Source organism: Rhizobium sp. Root483D2 (assembly GCF_001426685.1).
GTDB classification, from domain to species: domain Bacteria; phylum Pseudomonadota; class Alphaproteobacteria; order Rhizobiales; family Rhizobiaceae; genus Pararhizobium; species Pararhizobium qamdonense.
The window spans coordinates 115,846-136,098 of the sequence record NZ_LMFB01000041.1; the positions used below are offsets into that span (position 1 = coordinate 115,846).

A 20,253-nucleotide genomic window follows, 5' to 3' on the forward strand; every position below is an offset into this window, starting at 1 on the left:
ATTGAATTTGACAGAACCGGGCTGGCTGACGAAGCTGGCCCGGTTTTTTCATGCCCGGTTGCGGGGCCAAGAACTGTCGAGAGGGATGAGCATGACGGATGTCCATACGGGATCTTGCAATTGCGGCGCGGTGCGGCTGCGCACACAGGGGCCACTGCGCGCCGTGACCGCCTGCCATTGTTCCCAGTGCCGCAAGCAGACCGGGCTCTACTACGCCGCCACCAATGTTGCGGACAGCCACCTGGAGATCGAAGGCGCGGAGAACATCACTTGGTATCGCTCCAGCCCGCAAGCCCGCCGGGGCTTTTGCCGGACATGCGGCTCGGCGCTCATCTGGAAGCGGGACGGCGACGATTATTCATCGATCATGGCCGGAGCCTTCGACACTCCGACCGGCCTGGCATTCGGCATCCACATCTTCTGTGCCGATAAGGGCGATTTCTACGAAATCGATGATGACCTGCCCAAATTTGCGCAGTCGGATGCCTGAACTTTACCCTCCCCTTGAGGTGGAGGGTCGGCACGCAGTGCCGGGGTGGGGTGACTTGTGCGTCTCTGACCGTCACCCCCACCCGCAGCGTTGCTGCGACCTCCCCCCTCAAGGGGGAGGTGGGCGTTCTAGCGCGCGCCGGCGTCGATCAGGCGCACGGCTTCCCTGTAAGCCCGGTCCAGCGCGCAGAATTTGATCGACTGCCAGCGTTTGTAATCCTCCACGAAATCGGCTGTCACCCAGATCCGGTTGCGGTTGCCGTTGCGATCCAGCCAGCCGATCCAGCCCTGCGCTTCTGCGCGCGCAAAGAGACGGCGCACATGCGTGCGTGAGAGCGAATAATGGCTGGAGAGCTCGGAAAAGCGCAGGTCCTCGACCCAGTGGCGCCCGTCCTCCGGTTCGGCATTGGCAATGCGGGTGATGAAATCATCGAGAATCAAGCCGCCATATTCTGTCCAGACGAAGCAGGAGATGCTGAGCGGCGGTTCGCGCCATGCGGGATCGGCGATCAGCCGTTTTGCGGCGATCGGCTGGGCATAGCGGAAGACATCAGGATCCGCCTCCAGCCGCGCCACGCGGCTGCCCTGGTCGATCAGGTCGAGGCTGCGCATCTGGGCTCGAAACCACAAGGTCATCGCCTCATGACTGATGTCCGTTGGCTCCAGCGGGCGGCTGCGCTTGCTGGGCGATCCGGGAACGTCACGCACCAGCTTATAGGCGCGCAATTCGGCGAGAAAGGCAGTCGCCGTGTTGCGGCTGGCAAGGCTGGTCTGGGCGATGAGGTCGAGCAATCGTGCGGCCGTGATGCCGGAAAGGGGATCTGAGGGATCGCGCTCGAGATGCAAGGAATACGCAGCTTGCGTCAGCAGCCATTTCTGCTGGGCGGCGACCAGGCGGGCGACCCGCGGAAAGTGATCGTAAAGCTCGATCATGTGCCGCGCACCCTGCTGCAGGATGGGGAACAGGGCAGGATTGGCCGCAAACAGATCAACCTCTGAGGCGAGGCCGGTTTCGTCAGTATAGATCGCGGATGACGGCTTGCCGGTCATGATGTTGGCGAAAGTTCCTACGGGTGCTGCGTCGCGCCGGGAATCGGCTGAGATCCTATTGTGAAGGTATGTCTCTTGCAAAACGGTTTAAGTCCATCAATTGTTTCACCAAAGCGTGTAAATAAGAGACGGTTTCAAGGGGCGATCTATTCAAATAAAAAGACCGGATAGCGATATTGCCATCCGGTCAGAGGAGAAAAGCGCGTTTCTACGTTTATTGAACCAGAACCGGCTGCAGGCAGTTGACGCCGGTGACGCGCACATCGGCCTCGCCGACCCGGACACCGACCGCCAGCAGCAGATTGTAGATCAGCGTGTCGATCGCCGGGGTCACGGCGCCCAAGGTCTGGGCGAGCGCTGCCTGAACGAGCTTGGGGCTGCCGAGCGTCAGGAACAGCACCTGGATATCGACGTCCAGATTGTTGAGCAGCGTTTGCGTCGCCGAGGTCAGGATATCCTTGGTCGAAACCGTCTTGAGGGAGTTTGCCGCAACTTCGGACGGGCTGAAGGTCAGTCTCTGGGGCTTCAGGTTCGTGGCTTCGACATGGGCAATGCCGTCGATCCTCACCAGCAGGGAATCGAGGATGCGCGCTTTTTCCACCCTTGCGTCGCTGCTGAAGTTTGACAATACGGTTGGATTGACCGTGCCGATAGCGATCTCGGCGACGCCGGGAACGGCATCGATCGAAACGCTGGCGTTGGTGGCCGATCCGCCATAGCAGCGGATATCGGCAAGCTTGGCCTCGGCATAAGCCACTTCAACATAGATCGGCAGCTTGATCTTTAAACCGGCCAGCAGCGCCAGACCGTCGATATTGACCTCTATCATCAGCCGCGTCTGTGCAGTGCGCACGGCCGAACCCGGTGCGCCGAGCCTGTGACTGGGCGTGGTAACCGGCGGTTCGCCGATGGCAAGATTGACGCTGGCGGAGGCAATGCCGGGCAGGCCGGCGATGGCGGCGAGCGATATCTGCTTGTTGCCATTGGCAAGAGCTGCGGCCGTTGAAACGATATCGAGCGCGCTGACCTTCATGGCCCAGTTCGAGCCGGCATTGACGCTGATCGCCTTCTTCGGGTCGATGTTGAGGATCTGCGAAAGAGTGAAGGTCTTCTTGTTGAGTTTTGTCGCGGTTTCCAGCGCCTTGAGCGCGGAATTTGCGGCAGCGGAGACCCCTTGCACCGCCTGCATGGAGGCAAGCAGCTGTGGCATGGTGATATTGGCCTTCAGCACATCGTCATAGCTCGCCGCCGTCAGGTTCAGACGGGTGGAGACGTTTTTGAGGAAGGGCTGGATGTTGATATCCGCATTCACCAGAGCCTGATAGTCCATCAGCTTCAGGGAAATGGTGGTGCCGAGCATCTGGCCGAGGAGTTGGTTGAGAATTCCGTCATTGAGGCTGGCGAGCCTTGAGCCGACGGAGAAGGAGGCAAGCTTGGTGCTGGCTGCAGTGCCGGTCGCGCTCATCGTCGGCGGTTTGCTGAACATGGCCGCGAGGTGGATCGTGCCTTCCTTCTCGATCGTGACCTGGGCTGCATCCGCCGGCGTGGCATTGGCGATGAAGCGCTGTCCGGTTGGCAGCGACGGGTCGGGCACGTAGCGCCCCGTGACGATCGTGGCGATGCCGTTTTTCGCTGCGAACTGATCTTTCGGGATGACTTTGCCGTCCGGGTTGATCAGCCCGTTCTTGGTTGCGATCGCCATGGAAAGGCCGTTGGTCTTGAAGTGGTTGCGCGCCGCAGTTTCCAGATTGGGCAGATCGGAGGCAGCGACGATGGCGGTGAGGTCCGCGACGCCCTGCAGTTCCTGCTTTTGCAGCGTCAGATAGCCGAAATCGACGCCAAGCCCGAGGGACAGAACGACGAGGGGCAGAACGAGGGCTGCGGACATTCCGATATTGCCGGATGTGTTGGTCAGAATATTGGAGCGTTTCAGCGTATCGCGGATCATATCAAATGCCTCCCAGCCTTACGGTTGCGTAACGTCTGATGTTTTCGTCGGGCAGCGCGAAGGAAAACAGCTTCCAGATCGGCAGGTCGCTCGCGTCGTAGACGATGGTCACGGTGAATTGGTTGAGGTTCTTTGCGTCATCTGCGACATCAACCTTCAGCTTTGCCGGGGTGATGAAGGGGTACTTCAGCGTCGATGACTGGATGAAGCTTTGCGCGAGACTTTTTCGCTCCGTCAGCGACAGGCCAGCGACTGCGGTGCGGGCCGCATCGGCGGCGATCTGCTGCACGGCATGCGCGGCACTCAGATAAATGCCATAGCCGATCATGCTGAAAATCGTCAGGAAGAACAGTGGGGCGACCAGGGCAAATTCCAGCGCCGCCGCACCTTTGGTATCGCCGCGCATCCGCGATATCAGAGACATCAAACACACTCCCAGGTTTGTAGGAAGCCGTTATGCCAGGGCCTCTACACCTATATCGTGTGCTGTATTTCTTAATTTTTTCCCTGCTCTAAAGATCGGTTTTTAGGTTTAGACCCCAAAAAATTACTGAATTTCGATTTTAAGTTGCGACATTTTTGGTTGAGTGTGATGAAGAATGCATCAACTGCATGTAAATTGTACAACCCTGTTCACATCTACAGGTTGTCCTTATCTCTGTATTGCGCGAGTTGAATTTGCAACCGGGCGACATCTGCGCGAAGTTCGGATATCTCGCGCAACAGCACCGTATCGATCTTGTTGTGCAGCGAAATCAGCTCCACTTCCGACTTCAGATTGACCTCGTAATCCTTGGAGGCATCGAAGCGATCCTTCATCGCCTGGCGGTTTTGCGACATCATGATGATCGGCGCCTGGATGGCGGCGATCATCGACAAGAGCAGGTTGAGGAAGATGAAGGGGTAGGGATCGAAGGCATCGCGCGTCAGCAAGACCGTATTGGCGAAGGCCCAGACAACCAGGAAAATCAGGAAGGCGATGATGAACCCCCAGGAACCGCCGATCCGGGCGATGCTGTCGGCCATCCGGTCGCCAAACCCTTGTCCGGCAATGAAGCTGGCATTGGTGTCCTCGGAGACGATCTTGCGTTCTTTGGCATGGTGCAGAACCCGGCGCTCGATGGCTCCGAGTTCGCTGCTGGCTTTGCCAAAGAGGGTGCGGGAGATTTCGTCAAGATGCGGCATGGGCGTGCTCCGTTGAGAAAACGTTGCCCTGTTTTAGCCTATGCCGTTGATTTGCGGAAACGCCGGAAGTTGGCGTCCCCGCTTCTTTTTTACAGTGCGTTTGCAAACAGATCGGCGTGCGACTGGAAGAACCGGTCCGTCGCATAGCGCTGGCCAAACATCATGTCATGCTGCAGGAAGCGATAGTCGCGGATGAGCGGCGGGATGGTCTTCTTGCGGCCCCAACCTGCGGTCTCCTTGCCTGCGGCATCGACAAGCATGTAGCGGTCGATGATGGGGTACTTTTCAAAGATATTGCCTAGAAAGCCGGTATAGTAGGGATGCTCGAAGCCGCCCTGCTTGAGGATCTGGTAGGACAGGAAGGCCGGGCTGATCGAGCCGATATCCTTGACCGGGCCTGTCTTGTTCGACCAGACCACGAGCGGCGTTTCGTGCTGCGCCTTCATCTGCTCGAGCGAGCCTTTGCGCGAGGCGGTGACGTCGTTCATGAAACCGCTGTTCGGATAGACCGTGTTGAGCGGCGGCAGGTGATCGCCAAACAGCACGATGATGGTTTCGCGGTCGCGCTCGTTCGCCCAGTCCATCAGCATCTTCAGGCTGTCATCGGCTTCCTTGATACCCTGCGCATAGGTTTCGAGCACCTGCTTGTCGGCAGCCGGAAGGTTGCCTTCGACCTTGATGGTGTTCTTGGCGTAGCGGTTGGCCTCATAGGGGCCATGGCCCTGCAGGGTGACCGTGAAAAAGAAGAACGGGTCGCGCAGCTGATCGGCCTGGCGGATGATTTCCTTGGTCAGCGATTCGTCCGACGCGAAGATGCCGCGCTTCTGCATGACCGGCATATTCTCTTCCGACTTGAACTGATCAAAGCCGAACGCCTTGTAGACGGCACTGCGGTTCCAGAACCATTTCTGGAACGGATGCACGGCGCGCGCCACATAGCCTTCGCCGCGGAAGAAGGTGGCAAGCGACGGGATCGGATTGCGGATATATTGCTGATAGGGAATGCTGCCATAGGGCAGGAAGGCATTCGAAAAACCCGTCAGCGCCTCGAACTCGACATTGGCGGTCATCCCTCCGAATTCCGGCGAAAAGACATTGCCCGACTGCATCTCGCGGATCGTCGGCATCGGATCGGGCGACAGTTTGACATTCGGCAGGCGGGTCGGATCCCAGAAGGATTCGCTCATCAGCACGATCACGTCTGGCTTGCCGCGATGCGACGTGCCGGCCGGCATCGGCTTGGTCGGGATCTCGTCGATCGCGTCCGCCATGTAGCCCTGCGGTGCGGTGACGTTGGCCATCGGCAGGTTCAGCGCAAAGGCCATGGTGAAGCCGTTGTGACGATAGTTTTCGGTCTGGTCCCACATGATCGGAATGACCTGCAGGCGATCGCGCACCCAGGAGAACGTGTTGTAGTCCATCAGATGATAGAATGCGCCAAGCAGCGGCAAGGCCACGGCAAAGCGCGCCAGGCGCTGGCGCCGGGAGAGGTTTGGAAAACGGCGCCAGGCGAAACGGATGAGCCAGGCAAGGGCAACCAGCGCCACAATGAGGCCGACGACGATCCCGACAGCCGTCCAAGGACGGTCGCGCACCAGAACCGGCATCAACTCCATGATCTGGCGGCCGAACAGGAAATCCGTGGGGTAAAGCGGGTCAGACAGAAAGATCTGCTTCTGGCGGCTCACAAGTGCCGGGACGAGCGCCAGCGGCGAAAGCAGAATGACGCCAAAATTTTCGCGCGCGAAAATCGCATCGACGGCGAGAAAGAGCAGAAAGAATACGCCGATGGTCGTCCAGGCCGGGCGCGCCGGATCGAGGAAAAACCGCACCGCCTCCATTGCGGAATTGCGGGCGATCCATTCCACACAGAAAATCAATGCGATAGACAAAAGCAGAGACAGCGAGAGATGCCGTGCAATCGACAGCGTCTTGGCATGGCGGGCGCCAAAACTGATGTGCGGACCATATGCCCTGGAAGCAGTGGCAGCGATTGCTGCCGATTCAAAACTGGCCAAGGCCGTCTCCAATTTCATAAAACTGTCGTTCTAATGTCATACAGTTGTCATCTTGAACGGAGGATGAATAATTCAAGTGGCGTTCTCCACTGCTTTTTCGGCGCGTGATGGCATCGGACATTTGCGGGAACGCGGGGTCTGCGCCGCGCAGAGGCGGTCATCGGCAACGAAGAGCGGATTTTTTTCTGACTTCATGGCAAGCACGCGGTATTTTGCTGCGGAATGCGATAAACAGCTCTTTGGATGCCCCGGTATCCGCGATAACAAGATCAAGCACAGGCCTGTTCATGACCGCGCAAAAGACCATTTCCACGAAGTTCCGTATCGCTGTTGCCCAGCTCAACCCAACGGTTGGCGATGTCGCAGGCAATCTCGCCAAGGCACGCGAAGCCCGCGCTGATGCAGCGCGCAGCGGCGCCGACCTGCTTCTGCTGACCGAATTGTTCATCTCCGGCTATCCGCCGGAGGATCTGGTGCTGAAGCCGGCGTTTCTCAAAGCATGCCAGAAGGCCGTCGATGCGCTGGCAGCGGACACAGCGGATGGTGGCCCGGGTGTCATCGTCGGCTATCCACGGCAGGGGGAAGCGGGGCGCCACAATTCCGTTGCGGTTCTGGATGGTGGTGAGGTGCTCGTTGTTCGCGACAAGCTCGATCTGCCCAATTACGGCGAGTTCGACGAAAAGCGTGTCTTTACCGAAGGCGCGATGCCGGGACCGGTCAATTTTCGCGGCGTACGGCTCGGCGTTCCGATCTGCGAGGAAGTCTGGAACGATTTGGGTGTCTGCGAGACGCTGGCGGAGAGCGGTGCTGAAATCCTGCTGGTGCCGAACGGCTCGCCCTATTATCGCGGCAAGATCGACGTGCGCTATCAGGTGGTGCTTCGCCAGGTGATCGAGACGGGTCTGCCGATTATCTATGCCAATCAGGTGTGTGGACAGGATGAACTGGTGTTTGACGGCGCAAGTTTCGCCTTCAATGCCGACCGGCAGCTCGCATTCCAGATGAGCCAGTTCGAAGAGAGCATTTCCATTTCCGAATGGCACAGAAACGGCGATGGCTGGGTCTGCCGACACGGCATGATGTCGAGGCTGCCGCAGCAGGAGGAGGCCGATTATCGCGCCTGCATGCTGGGCTTTCGCGATTACGTTAACAAGAACGGCTTCAAGAATGTCGTGCTTGGCCTGTCCGGCGGCATCGATTCGGCGATCTGTGCGGCCCTTGCCGTCGATGCGCTGGGCGAGGAGCGCGTGCGCACGGTGATGCTGCCCTACCGCTATACCTCAGCTGATTCCTTCAAGGATGCCGAGGACTGCGCCAAGGCGCTCGGCTGCCGCTACGATATCGTTCCGATCGAAGAGCCGGTAAAGGGCTTTTTGAGCGCGTTGTCGGAAATGTTTGAGGGAACAGAATCGGGCATTACCGAGGAAAACCTGCAGAGCCGTACGCGCGGCACCATCCTGATGGCGCTGTCCAACAAGTTCGGCTCGATGGTGGTGACCACCGGCAACAAGTCGGAAATGTCGGTTGGCTACGCGACGCTTTATGGCGACATGAATGGTGGCTTCAATCCGATCAAGGACCTCTACAAGATGCAGGTCTACGGCCTGTCGCGCTGGCGCAACACGACCGTACCGCCAGGTGCGCTCGGGCCATCGGGCGAGGTGATCCCGAAGAACATCATCGACAAGGCGCCCTCGGCCGAGCTTCGCCCCAACCAGACGGACCAGGATTCACTGCCGCCTTATCCGGTGCTCGACGATATCCTCGAATGCCTGGTCGAAAAGGAAATGGGCACGGAAGAGATCGTCGCGCGCGGCCATGACGAGGCAACCGTGCACCGGATCGAGCATCTGCTTTATATCGCCGAATACAAGCGCCGCCAGTCGGCACCGGGCGTGAAGATCACCAAGAAGAACTTTGGCCGCGACCGGCGCTATCCCATTACCAACCGGTTTCGCGACCGGTAGACCTGGAGACGAGGCGATGCGCAGTTCGGTCGAAATCTACACGATTGCCACGGGCGAAACCCACATCGTCTGGCAGACCCAGCAGCTGGTCGAGGCTCCGAACTGGTCGCCGGACGGGCAGTCGCTTGTCATCAACGGCGATGGATTGCTCTATCGCCTAGCCCTTTCAGGCGGCGAACCCCAGCTCATCGATACCGGCTTTGCCCGCACCTGCAACAACGATCACGGCATTTCGCCGGATGGATCAACAATCGTCATCAGCGACAAGACGGAATTCGGCGCATCGACGATCTATACGTTGCCGGCGGCCGGCGGTGTACCCCGGCAGGTGACGCTGAACCGGCCGTCCTACTGGCATGGCTGGTCGCCTGACGGCAAGACGCTGGCCTATTGCGGCATTCGCGATCAGGTCTTCGATATCTACACCATTCCCGTCGAGGGCGGCGAGGAGACCCGGCTGACCTTCGGCGAGGGGCGCAATGACGGTCCCGACTACGGTCATGACGGTGCGTGGATCTATTTCAACTCCAGCCGCAGCGGCCGGATGCAGATCTGGCGGGTGCGCGCCGATGGCTCGGATGTGACGCGCGTGACCGACAGCGAATATGGCGACTGGTTCCCGCATCCGTCTCCCGACGGCAAACACCTGCTGGTCCTCTCCTATGACGGCGACGTCTTTGACCATCCGCGCGATCTCGACGTGCGGCTGCGGCTGATGGATCCGGATGGCGGCAATGCGCGCGTGCTGTTCAGCCTGTTTGGCGGGCAGGGCACGATCAACGTTCCCAACTGGTCGCCCGATGGCACTGCGTTCGCTTTCCTGCGCTACGAGCCGGCTGCGGACCAATAGCGGTCCTCAGGCCCGTTTGTTCCAATGAGGTTTTGGCGCGCATGCTTTTGGACCCATTCACGGCATCACCGCAGCGACAGCGGAATATTGTAGGGCGTGATGACCTCGACGGCGGAGAGGCGGGCGATGCCGGGTGCCGTAACCGCGCTGCGGCGGCCGATGATGGCCCGGAAGACGGTGCGCACGTCGGCTTTCAGGTCGTGATGCAGGACGAAATGGATTTTTCCGTTGCGCAGCAAGTCGAGATTTCCGCTGTCGAGATCATGGGCCAGGAACACGGCGCATGTCCGGTTCGCTTGCGCAAAGGCAGAAAGCACTGCGCGATTGCCGCCGCCGATCGAATAGACGGCGTTGATGCCGGGATGGGCTGAAAGCGCTGCCGTTACCAGAGCACCCGTCGCATCGTCGCGGCCGAGACCCTCGCTGATTTCGACGATGCCGATCGACGGATAGCGGTCGCGCAAGGTGCGGCGAAAGCCGATTTCGCGTTCTTCTTCGCCCCGGAACCGGCTGCTCGACAGGGTTGCCAGCACCGTGGCCGGCTGGCCGGAGAAACGTTCGCCGATCAGGTAGGCTGCGGTTTCGCCCGCTGCCCTGTTGTCCGCCCCGGCATAGGCGGTGCGCGGCGCGTTGGGCAGATCGGTGACCAGCGTGACCACGGGAATGCCGGATTGTTCGAGCCGCGCGACGGCGGCGCTGATCTCGGGCACATCCGGCGCTTTGAGCACCACACCGTCGGTGCCGCGCAGGCGTATCCGGTCGAGCAACTGGACAATGTCGCCCGGCCGCATCATTTCGGCGAAATGGAAGCGGGAGCGGAAGATCGTCGGCAGGAATGTCAGGCTTTCGCTCTCGAACGCATCGCGCACCGTGTCGGTGAACCGGTCGGGGGCCTCCATGACGATATCGATGCCAAACTTGCGTCCCTGGATTTCGACGCCCGCCTGCTGTTTTTCCAGCTCGCGGATGGCGGCGCGCACGCGCAGTTCCGTCTGTTTCCGCACGCCCGCACGTTCGTTGAGCACGCGATCGACCGTGGCAGCGCTCAATCCGGCCTGAAAGGCGATGTCCTTGACCAGAAACTCGTGCGCCATCGCGGCTCCGTTCTGATGGTTTTTTGATGGGTTTCTGCTCTATATCAGCTTTTGTCCCCGCGTATAGTGCTGGCAACGACAGAGATCCGGTGGGAGGAAAACGGGATGAAGACCGACAACAATATCAAGCAGCGCGCCGACCGCGTCTGGCTGACGGAGGCCAGCTGCGATCTGGAGGATTTCCGGGCCGAGGTGGAGCGCACGGTGTCGCTTGCCGACTATCCGCATGCTGAGCGCGCCGAGAAGAACGTTCTGATCTACAATGGCGCCAGCGTGCTGAAGGCGGCCGCCACCCCCGACGGGCGCCGGGCGGTGCTGGCTGAGATCTGCGAGGCCTTTGCGACCGGGCCGGGCGTCATCGTCTTGAAGCAAGCTTTCGAGGACACGGCCGTGATCGATGCGGCCAGCGGCATTTTCGACGATATTATCAACGAACAGCACCGCACCAATAGCGGCGGCGGCGATCATTTTGCCAAGCCGGGGGCCAATGACCGCATCTGGAATTCGCTGGAAAAGCATTGCCTGCGTGCGCCGGAGAATTTTGCCGCCTATTACGGTAATGCGCTGATCGCCTTGGTCAGCGAAGCCTGGCTTGGGCCGGGCTACCAAATGACCGCGCAGGTCAACCGGGTCAATCCGGGCGGTGCGGCGCAATCGGCGCACCGGGATTACCATCTCGGTTTTCAGTCCTCCGCAGTGATCGAGCAGTTTCCGGCGCATGTTCACCGGCTGTCGCCGGTCCTGACGCTGCAGGGCGCCGTTGCCCATTGCGACATGCCGCTGGAAAGCGGGCCGACCTTGTTCCTGCCGTTCAGCCAGACTTATGTGCCCGGCTATCTGGCGCTGAAACGTCCGGAGTTCCGTGCGTATTTCGATGAGCACCATGTTCAACTGCCCTTGGAAAAGGGTGATCTGGTATTCTTCAATCCAGCGCTGTTTCACGCCGCAGGAACCAATCGCTCCGAGGGTATCAAGCGGGTGGCGAACCTCCTGCAGGTGTCCTCCGCCTTTGGCCGGGCGATGGAGACGGTCAACCGGGAGCGCATGAGCGGCGTTCTCTATCCTGCCTTGAAGGCAATGCTTGCGCACGGCCGGCTGTCCGCAGCGCAAGCGGCGTGCGCTATTGCCTCCTGCGCCGAGGGCTATTCCTTCCCGACCAATCTCGACCGCGATCCGCCGGTCGGCGGGCTTGCGCCGAAGACGCAGGCGCAGTTGATGCATGAGGCGCTGTCAGGCAACTGGGAGGAGGCGCAGTTTACGAAGGCACTTGCGGACCAGTCGGAGAAGAAGCTCAGTTAGAGCCACCACATCTTGCAATTTGAACTCCTGCCCGGATGCCGGGCGGGAGTTTTTTGACATCAGCGACATCGAAACGGAGGAAATAGGATGAGCAATGACCATGGCCGTCTGGACGGCAAAATCGCGATCGTGACCGGGGGGACGCAAGGGCTGGGGGCAACGATCGCGACGCTGTTTGCCGAGCGCGGTGCGGCCGGCATCGTCATCTGCGGGCGCAATGCCATCAAGGGCGAGGCCAAGGCCGAAGAGATCGGCAAGGCGACCGGCACCAAGGTCGTCTACGTGCAGGCCGATCTCGAACAGGTGGAGGATGCGCGCAAGGTTGTGGCTGCCTGCGACAGTGCGTTTGGCCGCGTCGATGCGCTGGTCAATGCGGCGGCGATCACCGATCGCGGCACGATCCTCGATACAAGCCCGGAGTTGTTCGACCGGATGTTTGCCGTCAATGTGCGCGCGCCGTTCTTCCTGATGCAGGAGGCGATCAACGTGATGCGCCGGGAAAAGATCGAGGGCACCATCGTCAATATCGGCTCGATGTCGGCTAAGGCTGGTCAGCCGTTCATCGCAGCTTATTGCGCCTCCAAGGGCGCCTTGGAAACGCTGACCAAGAACACCGCCTATGCCGTGTTGCGCAACCGGATCCGCGTCAATGGCCTCAATATCGGCTGGATGGCCTCTGAAGGCGAAGATCGCATCCAGCGGGAATATCACGGTGCAGCCAGCGACTGGCTGGACAAGGCTGCGGCAAGCCAGCCGTTTGGCCGTCTGGTCGATCCGGCCGAGGTGGCGCGGGCCTGCGCCTATCTGTCATCTGGTGAATCCGGCCTGATGACCGGCTCGGTGATCTGCTTTGACCAGTCGATCTGGGGTGCCTATGACGGCTCGCCGCATCCGGTTGCCGCGATTTGACGGGATCAGGGTGGGCCGTCTTGCATTTGGCGGCCCGCCATGCCCATATCGGTCTTGCTCAGGTGCCCGCGCAAGCGGGAGAATCGGGAAGCCGGTGAAAATCCGGCACGTGCCCAACGCTGTGACGGGGACGGTTTTGTATTTATGAATGTCTGAATCATTTCAGCGTTCTGCCACTGGATCTTCAAGCGATCCGGGAAGGTCGCAAAGCCGGTTGATCCGCAGTCAGAAGACCGGCCTGACGAGATAGACCAGCCCCGCGCGGACGGCGGGAGGTTTCGCATTGTTGGGGATCAAACGATGCAAACTGAACCGCAAGACCGCCTTGTGAAGGCGGATGCTTTTTCACAGGACGAGCGCGCCGCCGTCTACCGCGCCATCGAAACCCGCCGCGACGTGCGCGACCAGTTCCTGCCGCAGCCTTTGCCGGATGAGGTGATCGCGCGGCTGCTGGCCGCTGCCCATAGCGCACCATCCGTCGGCTTCATGCAGCCCTGGAACTTCATCGTGGTGCGCGACGAGGGCCGCCGCGAACGGGTGTTCGACGCTTTCCAGCGCGCCAACGAGGAAGCGGCGCTGATGTTTGAGGGCGCGGCGCGTGACAGATACCGGTCGTTGAAGCTCGAAGGCATCCGCAAGGCGCCGGCCAGCATCTGCGTGACCTGTGATCCATCCCGGGCAGGAAAGGTGGTTCTGGGGCGCACGCACAATCCGCGCATGGATGCGTTTTCGACCGTCTGCGCCGTGCAGAACCTATGGCTGGCTGCGCGGGCAGAAGGTGTTGGAGTCGGCTGGGTCAGCATCTTCCATGAGCGCGATATCAAGGACGTGCTCGGCATTCCCGATTCCATCGAGATCATCGCCTGGCTGTGCCTCGGCTATATCGATACGCTTTACGCCGAGCCGGAACTGGCCGTCAAAGGCTGGCGCCAGCGGTTGCCGCTTGAGGATCTGGTGTTTCAGGACGCCTGGGGCGTCACACGCAGCGCCTGATCAATTCGTCTGCTGCTGCTGGTAGCCGGGGCCGGCGGGATGCCTGAGGTCGATCGAGGTTTCCTGCGATGGCAGGAAGCTGGGGCCGACGACGCGAACCTTGTTGTCCTGCGGATTGTAAGGCCGGTCCGCAACGGTGTTTTTCACCTGCGTTGCCTCAGTGTCCTGCGTCTTCTTGGTGGCGCGCAGATCGACGACGCCCTTGCCGTTGTCGGGCGTGCTCTGCTGGATGGCGGTTTGACCCAGCGGACGGCAGCCGCACTGGCCGTTCTGGCTGCGGTCGCGGGTCTTGTAGGCAAATGCCGAGGGCAGGTCGGCATAGGGCTCGCCGGTGGCGGCCGACACCATCTGGTCGGTCTCTTCGGTCGTCAGCGCGTGATAATACAGCGCCGTCTCTGCGCCCGGGCACCGCTGCCGGCAGGTTTCCGCATCGCGCTGGAAATCGGCGGGTGAGGCATCGGACGAAATCGGGAAGAACGAGCCGTCGCAGGTGCGCACGCAGAGCGTCCGGAAACTTCCGGTGGCTCCGGGGCCGTAGTTGTCATGCGGCGTGGTGAAGTCGGTATCGCTGCCGCGCATGTCATCGTAACCGTCGCTGATCGGCGGCAGGCCGTTCAGGATATTGCGGTGGGCTTCCGGCTCTTCAATGGCGGCTTCCAGAACCTCGTCCTGATCGTCAAAGCAGCGATTGACGGCAAGGGCGGCCTCGATGCGGCGGCGGATGACGTCGCTGTCGCTTCCCGTCACCAGGCTTTGGCGGCGGGCCTTCAGCGTTTGAAGATCCATTTCCATCTGCGAGATTTCAGCGCTGAGGCTATCGCAGGCGTCTTCATTCGGACCGCCGACAATGATGACGCTGCCCGAACTGCAGCCCATCCGCCTGAGATCGCTGCGCGCCTGACGCAGGTCGAGATTCTGGCGGGAGATTGCGCCGGTATAGTCGCGCACATTGGCATTGGAGGCGACGATCCTCGGCAGGCTGGCAAGACGGGCATTCAGCCGTTCACACACCGCCGAGGCGCTGGCGGTTGCCGTCATGGCCAGAAGAAGCGGAGCGATCAGCGCCGCAGTGGATATCGAACGGAAAATCACGTGTTTCTCTCGCCTGAGCATACCGGCTCCCTGCCGGGTGCGAAGGAACATCCTCGCACTCTGACTTTTTGCCCATCATAGCGTCATTCGGCGCTGCTGCAACGCAGTCTCGTTGCCAGCGTTAACGGGAAGCGGGAGATAAATGCGGGGCGAGGCGGGAGAGCCACAATCGGCGGCTCTCCCGGATATCCGGTCATGCCGCCCGGGCGGTTTCAAGCGACATTGGCCGCTCCAGCACCGAACCGCCGATTTCGGCGACAGTTTTCATCTGCTCCAGAAGGCCGGTTGTGACCTCCCAGGCAACGGCAACGGCAAACACCGAGCCGATCCGCTGCGGTTCGCCGATGCGCTCGCCAGGGCAGCCCATGCGCCGGAACATGCGCTCCAGGAAGACATCGGTGACGGTGACGATATGGCTGAGGCCGGAGGACAGGCCGAGCTCTCCGACGCCGCACATCAGCTCCGCCGCTGCGATCGTCACCTGGTTGGAGCCGCGATCCTGCGAGATGGCCGGATCGATGCAGAAGCGGCTGGATTCCCAGATGGAGGCGCTGCGCACCTGCGGATTGTCGCCGAGCAGGATCGGAAACGTATCATCCAGCATGTTCGGTCCGAGCGTCGGCAGCAGCCGCAACGCGCCGCGCAGACGGCCCGTCTGGTCCGAATAGGACATGACATAGAGCGGATTGGCGTCGTCGTAGTGATCGATTTCCCAATCGCCACGCAGCGAAACGTCCCATTTCAGCAGGTCGTGAAAGACGCGCTTGCGCAGCCGGAACATGGCATCGAGGTCGCCGGGATTCTGCTTGCCGGTGTTGCGGTTGAAAATCCTGATCATGGTTTGCTCCTGTGTTGATGGTTCAGGAGCAAATGCTGTCAAATTTTATGGGTTGGCATAACTGTCGGTAGTGACAGGTTTCCAATGCACGCCAATGCGTTTCTCCTGATCGGAGGTCCAAAAGGACCTCCGATCAGGAGAAGACGGAAAACAAGGGATGAAGGGGCTTCGGGCTACGACGAACCCTTGCGGACGATGTCAGAAGGTGGGGATGAGATCGCGCCGGACGGCCTGGGCGACGGCCTGGCTGTTGGAGACGACGTTCAGCTTTCGCCGGGCATTGGTCATGAAGAAGCGGACGGTGCGCTCCGAAATGCCAAGGATGGTGGCGATTTCCCAGTAGCTCTTGCCGGCGGCAGCCCAGCCGAGCACTTCGGTTTCCCGGTGGGTTAACGCCTTGGCGCATTCTTCGGGCGGCTGACACTCCTCGTCGCTTTCCAGCAGGGCGGCGTGGAAGAGATTGGCCAGCAGTTGGAAATCGCGCAGGTGCAGACGCCTGTAGGCCGGCCATTCGTCGGCGGGGACATCGGCCTGGATTGCCAAAAAGGCCAGCCGCCGCGGCGGTGTGGCAAGCGGCAGGGTGACGCCGTCGAGCCCATGGCCGAGCTGCGTGGCCGAGGAGAAAAGGGGCTCGCTTTCGGGATGAAGCTTGCGCGCCGTTGCCCAATCCACGGGCCGCAAGCCGCCCATGGTCATGCGCAGGATCGGATCGATACGCTGGTATTGCTTGTCGATATAGGTTGAGAGGCTGCGGGCGCTGAACGTGTGGTGCAGCCTGTGGATAACCACACCGGCCGTCAGAATGCCGACGTCGAGGTAAAGCAGGTTTGCAATGCTGAAAGTGCTGCACATCAGGTCGAAAAACCGTGTCGGCTCAACGAGTTCCTCGTTTTCCATAATGTCCAGCAGGTCAAAGAATGCCTGTTGGTCAGCCATGCTACGATACCCTGTTATTTTGTGGGTTTCAGCATGATAACCGTTTCAGTCTTTGTCCAGTGCAATCTTTGGTTAACTGTGTATTTTTGATACACTAAACTATAAATTGCAGTTTAGATTGTGGATTTATTTTGATCAAACCGGTTTTTACGCCGGTTTGATCCGTTTTTTACTAGGCGGGGTAGGAGGCTTCCACCACCGCCAGTGCGGCCATGTTGACCACGCCGCGCGATGTGACCGATGGCGACAGGATATGCGCGGGCAGGGCCGTACCCAGAAGGATCGGTCCGACATGCAGGCTATCGGTCATGGTCTTGACGACGCCGAGCGTGATATTGGCTGCGTCGAGATTGGGGAAGACCAGGAGATTGGCCTCGCCGGCCAGTGTGCTGTTGGGCATAACGCGGCGGCGCAGGGCTTCCGAAATGGCGGAATCGCCGTGCATCTCGCCATCGGCCTCCAGATCGGGCGCCAGTTCCCGCACGATCTGCATGGCCTTGCGCATCTTGAAGGCGCTTTCCGAATCCCGCGAGCCGAAATTCGAATGGGAGACCAGGGCCGCGCGCGGGGTAATGCCGAAGCGGCGGATTTCCTGGGCGGCCATGACCGTCTTCTGGGCGATTTCCTCGGCCGTCGGATTGAAGGTCACATAGGTATCGGTAAGGAAAGTCGCGCCGCGCTGCGAGATCAGCAGGCTGAGCGCGGAATAGTCCAGCACGCCCTCACGCTTGCCGATGATCTGCGAGACGGCGCGCAGATGGGCGCTGTAGCGTCCTTCGACGCCGCAGATGAGGGCATCGGCTTCGCCGCGCCGCACGGCAAGCGCGCCGATGACGGTCTGGTTGGTTCGAACGATGGTGCGGGCTGCTTCCGGAATGACGCCGAGGCGGCCGACCAGCGCGAAATAATCATCGACATAGTCGCGGAACCGGGGATCGCCTTCCGGATTGACGACTTCGAAATCCACGTCCGGGCGGATGCGCAGGCCGTAGCGTTTCAGGCGGGTTTCGATGATCTGCGGGCGGCCGATCAGGATCGGGCGGGCCGTGCCATCTTCCAAGAGTACCTGGGCGGCGCGCAGCACGCGCTCGTCCTCGCCTTCCGAAAAGATCACCCGGTTCTTCTGAGCATTCTTGGCGGCGGCAAAGATCGGCTTCATGATGAAGCCGGAGCGGAAGACGAAACGGTTGAGCTGATCGAGATAGGCGTCGAAATCGGTAATCGGCCGGTTGGCGACGCCGCTATCGGCGGCGGCCCTGGCAACAGCCGGCGCGATCCGCAGGATCAGGCGCTGGTCGAACGGCGAGGGGATCAGGTAGTCCGGGCCGAAGACCGGGGTTTCGCCGGAATAGGCGCGGGCGGCGACATCGGAAGGTTCTTCGCGGGCAAGAGCTGCGATGGCGCGCACGGCCGCCATCTTCATTTCCTCGTTGATCGTACGGGCACCGCAATCGAGCGCGCCGCGGAAGATATAGGGGAAGCAGAGGACGTTGTTGACCTGGTTGGGAAAGTCCGAGCGGCCGGTGCAGATCATGGCGTCGGGGCGGGCTGCCCGCGCAACCTCCGGCATGATTTCGGGATTGGGGTTGGCGAGCGCCATGATCAGCGGCTTTTCCGCCATCTGGACCAGAAGTTCCGGCTTCAGAACGCCGGCGGCAGAGAGGCCGAGGAAGACGTCAGCACCGGCAATGCTGTCGGCCAGCACACGGTTGTCGCTATCTTGCGCATAGATCGACTTCCACTCGTCCATCAGCACTTCGCGGCCGGTATAGACGAGGCCTTCGAGATCGTGCACCCAGATATTTTGAAGCTCTGCGCCGAGCGTCACCAGAAGATTGAGGCAGGCGAGGGCTGCGGCACCGGCACCGGAGGTAACGATCTTCGCCTTGGCGATGTCCTTGCCGGCCAGCTCCAGGCCGTTGAGGATGGCGGCGGCAACGATGATTGCGGTTCCGTGCTGGTCGTCGTGGAAAACCGGAATATCCATCTTTTCGCGCAGGCGGCGTTCGACCTCGAAACATTCCGGCGCCTTGATGTCTTCCAGGTTGATGCCGCCGAAGGTCGGCTCCAGCGCCGAGATGACATTGACCATCTGGTCGATTTCAGGCGCATCGATCTCGATATCGAAGACGTCGATACCGGCGAATTTCTTGAACAGGACGGCCTTGCCCTCCATGACCGGCTTGGAGGCGAGCGGGCCGATATTGCCAAGGCCCAGAACCGCCGTGCCGTTCGAGACGACGGCGACCAGATTGGCGCGCGCGGTATAGTCGGCAGCGGTTGCCGGATCGTCGCGTATGGCAAGGCAGGGGGCTGCAACGCCGGGGGAATAGGCAAGCGCCAGGTCGCGCTGGTTGCCAAGCGGCTTGGTCGGCTGGATCTCGAGCTTTCCTGGGCGCGGATAGCGGTGGAAAAACAGCGCCTGCTCGTCGAGGTCGCCGCTTGCTGGGGCCGCTGGGGTCTTGGCCTTGTCGCCGGTGCTCATATCGTCATTCCCTACCTATTCGTCGCGGCTCTTTTTGCATGAAAAGTCGGCTCCGTACAGTTTCGAAACGGGCGTTTATCCCCGGTTTTCGGGAACAGGTGTTTCTCCGGGCATGCCGCTGGTTCCACAGGCTGTCATTATCCTGAAACAAGAGTCTGTTTTTGAAGGCTTACAAGAGAGGCACGACAGACCGTTGCGAGGCAGCATGACCGAGAAAGAGCAAGAACCCCAGCGTTTCAGGACCCTGTTCATTTCCGACGTTCATCTGGGTTCAAAGGCCGCCAAGACCGATTATCTCCTCGATTTCCTGCGTGTGACCGAGGCCGAGACGATCATCCTTGTCGGCGATATCGTCGATGGATGGCGGCTGAAGCGCAGCTGGTACTGGCCGCAATCGTGCAACGACGTCGTCCAGAAACTGCTGCGCAAGGCGCGCAAGGGCACCCGCATCATCTACATTCCCGGCAATCACGATGAGTTCATGCGCGATTTTCCAGGCGTGCATTTCGGCGGCATCGAGGTGGCCCAGCGCCACATGCACGAGGCTGCCGACGGCCGCAAATATCTGGTGCTGCACGGGGACGAATTCGACGTGGTCGTGCGCAATGCCCGCCTTCTCGCCTATCTCGGCGACTGGGCCTATGACACGGCGATCGTCATCAATATCGGCCTGGCTGCCATCCGCCGCCGTCTTGGAATGCCCTACTGGTCGTTTTCCGCCTGGGCGAAGCTGCAGGTCAAGCACGCGGTCAACTTCATCGGCGAATTCCAGCGCGTGGTGGCCGACGAGGCCCGCCGCGAAAATGCCGATGGTGTCATCTGCGGCCATATCCATCATGCCGTGATGGAAGACATTGGCGGCATCCGCTACATCAATACCGGCGACTGGGTGGAGAGCTGCACGGCGATCGCCGAGCATCATGACGGAACCATGGAGCTGATTACCTGGCGGGAGCTGAGCAGCGCGCCGGTTACGCGCGAAGACACGACCGAGGTCGAAATCATGATGGCGCGGGCTCTTTCGCAACAGGCGGCCTAAAACTGTGGTTGGCAGGCCCTGTAGGGAAAACTAGCGGCTGGCGCTGTTCTCAGCTCGCGTG

General features: G+C 60.6%; 17 protein-coding genes and 1 riboswitch. Of the genes, 7 read left to right on the top strand and 10 right to left on the bottom strand.

From position 1 onward, the window contains the following. Window positions 1-91 precede the first annotated feature (91 nt). Window positions 92-490 (top strand): GFA family protein, encoded by a 399-nt coding sequence (locus ASD32_RS25385; protein ID WP_060641003.1) that lies wholly within the window; start codon window positions 92-94, stop codon window positions 488-490. A gap of 128 nt (window positions 491-618) precedes the next feature. On the opposite strand, the gene ASD32_RS25390 is transcribed toward ASD32_RS25385, so the two are convergent. The 5 genes from ASD32_RS25390 to ASD32_RS25410 all read right to left on the bottom strand — a co-directional run bounded on the left by ASD32_RS25390 (window position 619) and on the right by ASD32_RS25410 (window position 6,708). Continuing rightward, a complete protein-coding gene (locus tag ASD32_RS25390) occupies window positions 619-1,539 on the bottom strand; it encodes a hypothetical protein (RefSeq protein WP_060640809.1) in 921 nt (306 codons plus the stop codon). A 214-nt stretch (window positions 1,540-1,753) separates the two neighbouring features. Further along, on the bottom strand, window positions 1,754-3,487 hold the full coding sequence (locus ASD32_RS25395) for a pilus assembly protein TadG-related protein (RefSeq protein ID WP_060640810.1): 1,734 nt from the start codon (window positions 3,485-3,487) through the stop codon (window positions 1,754-1,756). A gap of 1 nt (window position 3,488) precedes the next feature. Then, window positions 3,489-3,911 (bottom strand): TadE/TadG family type IV pilus assembly protein, encoded by a 423-nt coding sequence (locus tag ASD32_RS25400; protein ID WP_060640811.1) that lies wholly within the window; start codon window positions 3,909-3,911, stop codon window positions 3,489-3,491. 215 nt (window positions 3,912-4,126) lie between these two features. After that, on the bottom strand, window positions 4,127-4,672 hold the full coding sequence (locus ASD32_RS25405; RefSeq protein WP_060640812.1) for a DUF1003 domain-containing protein: 546 nt from the start codon (window positions 4,670-4,672) through the stop codon (window positions 4,127-4,129). An 89-nt stretch (window positions 4,673-4,761) separates the two neighbouring features. Further along, a complete protein-coding gene (locus tag ASD32_RS25410) occupies window positions 4,762-6,708 on the bottom strand; it encodes an LTA synthase family protein (RefSeq protein ID WP_060640813.1) in 1,947 nt (648 codons plus the stop codon). Between the two features lie 269 nt (window positions 6,709-6,977). Here ASD32_RS25410 and ASD32_RS25415 point away from each other — a divergent pair, with 269 nt between their 5' ends. Further along, the gene (locus ASD32_RS25415; RefSeq protein WP_060640814.1) at window positions 6,978-8,657 is read left to right on the top strand and encodes an NAD+ synthase; all 1,680 of its coding nucleotides are present in this window, start codon (window positions 6,978-6,980) and stop codon (window positions 8,655-8,657) included. A gap of 16 nt (window positions 8,658-8,673) precedes the next feature. Continuing rightward, window positions 8,674-9,507 (top strand): TolB family protein, encoded by an 834-nt coding sequence (locus tag ASD32_RS25420; RefSeq protein WP_060640815.1) that lies wholly within the window; start codon window positions 8,674-8,676, stop codon window positions 9,505-9,507. Window positions 9,508-9,572: 65 nt separating this feature from the next. Here ASD32_RS25420 and ASD32_RS25425 read toward each other — a convergent pair whose 3' ends face one another. Next, a complete protein-coding gene (locus ASD32_RS25425) occupies window positions 9,573-10,601 on the bottom strand; it encodes a LacI family DNA-binding transcriptional regulator (protein WP_060640816.1) in 1,029 nt (342 codons plus the stop codon). A gap of 105 nt (window positions 10,602-10,706) precedes the next feature. Between ASD32_RS25425 and ASD32_RS25430 the strand changes: the two genes are divergently transcribed. The 3 genes from ASD32_RS25430 to bluB all read left to right on the top strand — a co-directional run bounded on the left by ASD32_RS25430 (window position 10,707) and on the right by bluB (window position 13,802). Then, a complete protein-coding gene (locus ASD32_RS25430) occupies window positions 10,707-11,900 on the top strand; it encodes a phytanoyl-CoA dioxygenase family protein (RefSeq protein WP_060640817.1) in 1,194 nt (397 codons plus the stop codon). Window positions 11,901-11,987: 87 nt separating this feature from the next. Then, window positions 11,988-12,809 (top strand): SDR family oxidoreductase, encoded by an 822-nt coding sequence (locus ASD32_RS25435; protein WP_060640818.1) that lies wholly within the window; start codon window positions 11,988-11,990, stop codon window positions 12,807-12,809. Window positions 12,810-12,852: 43 nt separating this feature from the next. Next, window positions 12,853-13,066: riboswitch (cobalamin riboswitch) on the top strand. 43 nt (window positions 13,067-13,109) lie between these two features. Further along, entirely contained in the window at window positions 13,110-13,802 is a 693-nt protein-coding gene (gene bluB, locus ASD32_RS25440) for a 5,6-dimethylbenzimidazole synthase (RefSeq protein WP_060640819.1), read from the top strand. Here the strand turns inward: bluB and ASD32_RS25445 are convergent, their stop codons facing one another. The 4 genes from ASD32_RS25445 to ASD32_RS25460 all read right to left on the bottom strand — a co-directional run bounded on the left by ASD32_RS25445 (window position 13,803) and on the right by ASD32_RS25460 (window position 19,153). After that, a complete protein-coding gene (locus tag ASD32_RS25445; RefSeq protein ID WP_244490282.1) occupies window positions 13,803-14,840 on the bottom strand; it encodes a DUF2865 domain-containing protein in 1,038 nt (345 codons plus the stop codon). It lies immediately after the preceding gene. Window positions 14,841-15,087: 247 nt separating this feature from the next. Further along, on the bottom strand, window positions 15,088-15,732 hold the full coding sequence (locus ASD32_RS25450; RefSeq protein WP_060640820.1) for an acyl-homoserine-lactone synthase: 645 nt from the start codon (window positions 15,730-15,732) through the stop codon (window positions 15,088-15,090). Between the two features lie 198 nt (window positions 15,733-15,930). Next, window positions 15,931-16,668: a LuxR C-terminal-related transcriptional regulator gene (locus ASD32_RS25455; RefSeq protein ID WP_060640821.1), complete on the bottom strand. Its 738-nt coding sequence runs from the start codon at window positions 16,666-16,668 to the stop codon at window positions 15,931-15,933. Between the two features lie 172 nt (window positions 16,669-16,840). Further along, a complete protein-coding gene (locus ASD32_RS25460; RefSeq protein WP_060640822.1) occupies window positions 16,841-19,153 on the bottom strand; it encodes an NADP-dependent malic enzyme in 2,313 nt (770 codons plus the stop codon). 205 nt (window positions 19,154-19,358) lie between these two features. Here ASD32_RS25460 and ASD32_RS25465 point away from each other — a divergent pair, with 205 nt between their 5' ends. Continuing rightward, a complete protein-coding gene (locus ASD32_RS25465; RefSeq protein ID WP_060640823.1) occupies window positions 19,359-20,192 on the top strand; it encodes a UDP-2,3-diacylglucosamine diphosphatase in 834 nt (277 codons plus the stop codon). Window positions 20,193-20,253 lie beyond the last annotated feature (61 nt).